The organism is Mesorhizobium sp. M5C.F.Ca.ET.164.01.1.1 (genome assembly GCF_004792125.1).
GTDB classification, from domain to species: Bacteria; Pseudomonadota; Alphaproteobacteria; order Rhizobiales; family Rhizobiaceae; genus Mesorhizobium; species Mesorhizobium wenxiniae.
The window spans coordinates 1-401 of record NZ_SRTG01000156.1 but is presented as its reverse complement, the minus strand read 5'-3'; the positions used below and the strand labels follow the sequence as shown (position 1 = coordinate 401).

The window sequence follows — 401 nt, the reverse complement described above, 5'->3', positions numbered from 1 at the left end:
TGCCGGGCCGGCGTGCCGCATGGCCACTGGAAGACCACGACCTTCACCGGAGCACTGCGGCTGACGGGCATGACTGCGCCCTTCGTCTACGACGGCGCTATGAACGGCAACGTGTTCCTGGCCTATGTCGAGCAGGTGCTGGTCCCGACGTTGTCAGAGGGCGACGTAGTCGTCATGGACAACCTGCCCGCCCACAAGGCCGCCGGCGTGCGCGACGCGATTGAGGCCGCAGGCGCGAGCCTGCTCTACCTGCCGCCCTACAGTCCGGACTTCAATCCGATTGAGAACGCCTTCGCCAAACTCAAGGCGCTGCTGCGAGCAAAGGCCGAGAGAACCATCAAGGCTCTGTGGGACGTGGTCGGCGCGGTCGTCGACCTCTTCACCCCAGCCGAATGTGCCAA

General features: G+C 65.1%; 1 protein-coding gene. It reads left to right on the top strand.

Annotated features, from left to right (window positions below; genetic code table 11):
* Window positions 1-401: IS630 family transposase (locus tag EN807_RS32885; protein WP_135937963.1), on the top strand; the 401-nt coding region annotated here is incomplete at both ends.